Origin of the sequence: Aeromonas sp. HMWF017 (assembly GCF_003061465.1) — a bacterium.
Taxonomy (GTDB): domain Bacteria; phylum Pseudomonadota; class Gammaproteobacteria; order Enterobacterales; family Aeromonadaceae; genus Aeromonas; species Aeromonas veronii.
In genome coordinates, this window is sequence record NZ_QAJD01000036.1 from 1 (window position 1) to 3,809 (window position 3,809).

The window sequence follows — 3,809 nt, forward strand, 5'->3', positions numbered from 1 at the left end:
GTCTATAAACATAAATAATGATCTCATGGCTCATCTTGATGAGTTAAGTGCTTTACCTGAATCTGGAGAGCTTGCTCTTGCGATTAGAAAGCTTGAAATTGACATAAGATCTAGATTAAAAAATTTAAAAAATAAAGCAATAATAAGTAAGCCAAGAGGGTTAGCACTAACTAAAGCATTAGAAAAAGATTGGCAGGCTTATGAGAGGATTTCTTCTGATGTCATTAGCTCTGTTATAGAGCCACTAAATTATGACATTGATAAACAGCTGAGAGAGTTTTCCGACGATAAAATCGGGAACGCCCAACGTCGAGAGTCAGCAATTCAATTTATTGAAACTGAGCGCGATTCGACAGTCAAAGAATTACTTGCATTAAGACGAGAGACGATAGAAGCGTCAGAGTCACTTATCAATTCACTAAAGGATTTGTTGAAATCTGAATTTGGGCAAATGAGGCTACAAACTGAAAATCTGGTTGGTGAATTTACTCGTCTTTCTGCTTCTAGTCCAAATGAAATTGATGCTATTCGTAATTCAGCAGAGAACGAACTTGCTCAGTTGAAGAAAAAAGAAGTCGATTTTTTTGATGCTTTAAGACGGCAAATGATAGAGTTGAAAGAAGGTCTGCTCTCACACGAAACTTTGGATGATAGATTTGCAGCTCTCGAAATGTCTAATCAGATGCTTGAGGAGCAATTAAACTTTTATTCTGATTTTGCACTGATGGGGATGTCTGTTGGTATCTTACAACACGAATTTGAGCGTGCTGCTAGAGGTATTAAAACGGCTATGGCAGATTTAAAACCTTGGGCTGATGCCAATCAACCACTAGGGGTTATATATAGAAACTTACGTGTTCACATAGAGCATCTCGATGGATACTTAAAATCTTTAGATCCAGTAGGTAGAAGAATGCATCGTATGAGTGTTAAGTTGTCAGGTGATCAAATACTCAACACCTTGCGCCGAATATTTTCTGAGCAATTAAGTTTAAATAACATCGAGCTCTGTGTTTCTGATGCGTTTAGAAGTAGCAGCTTGATGTGTAAATCATCCACAGTTATTGGTGCATTTGTTAATATAATCGACAATGCAATTTATTGGATCTCCCATAGGTCTGAGGGTGAGCGAAAAATATATCTTGATGTCAATGAAGATGGATTTCTTATTTCTAACTCTGGGCCAGGTATAGAAGATAGACTTCGAGAGAGAATTTTTGATTTTGGTGAAACTAGAAAGCCAGGTGGACGTGGAATGGGATTGGCCGTTAGTCGAGACACATTACGACGTGAGGGTATGGATGTAGTTTTAATTCAGGCAGGACTTGATTCTCAACCAGTATTTCAAATTGTTTTCAATAAGGAAAAATAACTATGGAAGCTGTAGTGACTAATACTCAAACTCAGCAAAGCCATGACTGGTCTGAGCACTGCCTCTCTGCTGTAAAAAAGTTTATTAAGAATGCTGTAGTGATAGATAATGAACCAGTCTTAGCGAAAAGGCGGACCCACGAAGAAACGCAAGTCACCATCCTGAATCAACCAAATAGTACAGGTATGGGGGATTTTTTATTTGAAGGCGATGTACCAAGTTTGGTTTCACCGATAGCCTCAGAACCACAAGCTGATATGACTGATGTTATTATACGTGATCGTGATGATGACATTGATGCTCACACTTTGGATATAAGAAAGGTTTCTGATGCTTTTGCTGAATCAGGGATTGCATGTTCATTTGTTTTGCCGTGTGATGAAGATCAAAATGAAGAGCTAAAAATCACTAGGATTTTATTATCGGCGAAGCTAACAGACATTGTGGTAATCGATTGGTATCTGCATGGTGATAATCCAAATCTCACTAGGCAAGTTTTGACCAAGCTAGCTGAGTCAGATGCTAGTGCTGGTGGTCGTTTAAGACTGATAGTTGTGTATACGGGGCAAACCATTACTGATGGTATTTTTTCTGATATAAAGGACTCCTTATCAAATGGTGGTATAACTGTCAGAGATATAGAAGGCCATATATTCACAGCCAAAAATGATAGTTGTTTGGTTATTGCCTTAAATAAGGCAGAGGTTAGCCCTACCGATTTACCTGAAAGATTATTTAAACTGTTTTTACTTCTATCCGAAGGTCTAATACCGTCATTTTCATTGGCGGCTGTAGGTGCTATCCGTAAAAATATGCATCATCTAGTAACTCGCTTTTCTAAAGAGCTAGATACTGCATATATTTCTAATAGATTGATAACAAACCCACCAACGGATGTTACTGAGCTCATGCGAGACCTTCTGGTATCGGAGTTTGATAATGCTATTGGTTTAGAGAGAATTGCAGATGAATATTTGGATGTTGAATCTATAAAGCTATGGCTTGATGCTCATGAAAATAACTTTTCTTCTCAAAGATATAGTAAGGAAGTTATTGACAAAGACTTCATTGTTCAGTTGCTTAATTCTGGCATTGATGACAAAGGGTTTAAAAATAATGCAGGTGCAGTAATAAAGCTCCCTGTTGAAAAACGAGGATTAATATCAGTTACTCTTGCTGGAGATATTGAGCTATCCAGAGTGTCTCAAAATAAGTTCTCTAGACTCGTTGCTTTTAAACGTGAGGCAGTTATGTTGCCTAAATTTTCTAGTCATGTGGACTGGAGTCCTTCATTAACGACAGGCTCGTTGCTTAAACATGATAATGGAAGGTTTTTCTTATGCTTAACACCGGCCTGTGATACTTTGAGGTTAATTAATGATTCGTCATTCGTATTTTTAGAGGCGACCTTAGTCCAAGACAGCTATAGTGTAGTATTGAAGGATAAATCTAACGCTGAAATTAAGTTAAAGTTTGACCGAAAAAGACCTAAGCTATCTACCTTCATATTTACTCCCGATATAACGCAAAGAGTTAGGGGCTTGATGAGCATTGATGGGCAAGAAAACTTTATTTTCCAAGATGCTAGAGGTTATGATTCTTTTACTTGGCTGGGAGAAATAAGGTATGGTCGTGCGGCGAGCGAAATGGCTCAATTAGTCGGTAATTGGATGCGTATCGGAATTAATGATTCTGAGCATTTGAGACTAGTTGATTCGGGGAAAATTCCTGGTTAAACCATATATTTGGTGTCCTAGCCTCGACTATTTTTTCTCCTGAAAGGAGAATTAGATGTTTTTAACTGAGAATTTATGGAAATGCTTGGCCCAACGCGGCATCTTTGCGCGCCATACCACAGTCGCGGGTGGTTTGGCCCGGTATGATGGAGGGGCTAGCGGGGCGTTCCTGTATCTGTGATGTCTATGGCAAACGAGCGGGGATGCAGCTGGCAAGGCGGACAGCCGGGTTGGCTGGCTGCATGTTTATCACCACCGGCAGCCTTGCCGGCATCAGCACCAGGAGGGAATCATGATCAGCCATATCGACCATCTGGTATTGACGGTAAGTGATATCGAGCGGGCCGTGGCGTTTTACAGCTCGGTGCTCAATATGGAGGCCATCACCTTCGGTGCGGGGCGCCGGGCGGTGGGGTTTGGCAACCAGAAGATCAATCTGCAGCTGCTGGGGCAGGAGCCGCGCAATCGGGCGCAGGTGGGGTCGGGGGATATCTGCCTTATCACCCGCTGGCCGCTGGAGCAGGTGATGGCCCAGCTTGCCTGCCACGGGGTGGAGATTGTCGAGGGGCCGGTGACCAAAAGCGGTGCCTGTGGGCCGATAGAATCCATCTACTTCCTCGACCCGGATCAGAATCTGATAGAAGTGAGTATCTATCCCTGAGCCCACCAAGCCATCACTCCCATCGCCATCATCAACAGAA

At 41.5% G+C, this 3,809-nt stretch carries 3 protein-coding genes; all 3 read left to right on the forward strand.

All coding sequences use genetic code 11. The features are described from left to right. Nucleotides 1-1,372 (forward strand): ATP-binding protein (locus tag DBR30_RS02910; protein ID WP_219927543.1); only part of this gene is annotated, 1,372 nt, incomplete at its 5' end. 2 nt (nucleotides 1,373-1,374) lie between these two features. Next, nucleotides 1,375-3,108 carry a response regulator receiver domain gene (locus DBR30_RS21045; RefSeq protein ID WP_108540670.1) on the forward strand — a complete coding sequence of 578 codons (1,734 nt, stop codon included), beginning with the start codon at nucleotides 1,375-1,377 and terminating at the stop codon, nucleotides 3,106-3,108. 292 nt (nucleotides 3,109-3,400) lie between these two features. Continuing rightward, entirely contained in the window at nucleotides 3,401-3,769 is a 369-nt protein-coding gene (locus DBR30_RS02915; protein ID WP_108540667.1) for a VOC family protein, read from the forward strand. Nucleotides 3,770-3,809 lie beyond the last annotated feature (40 nt).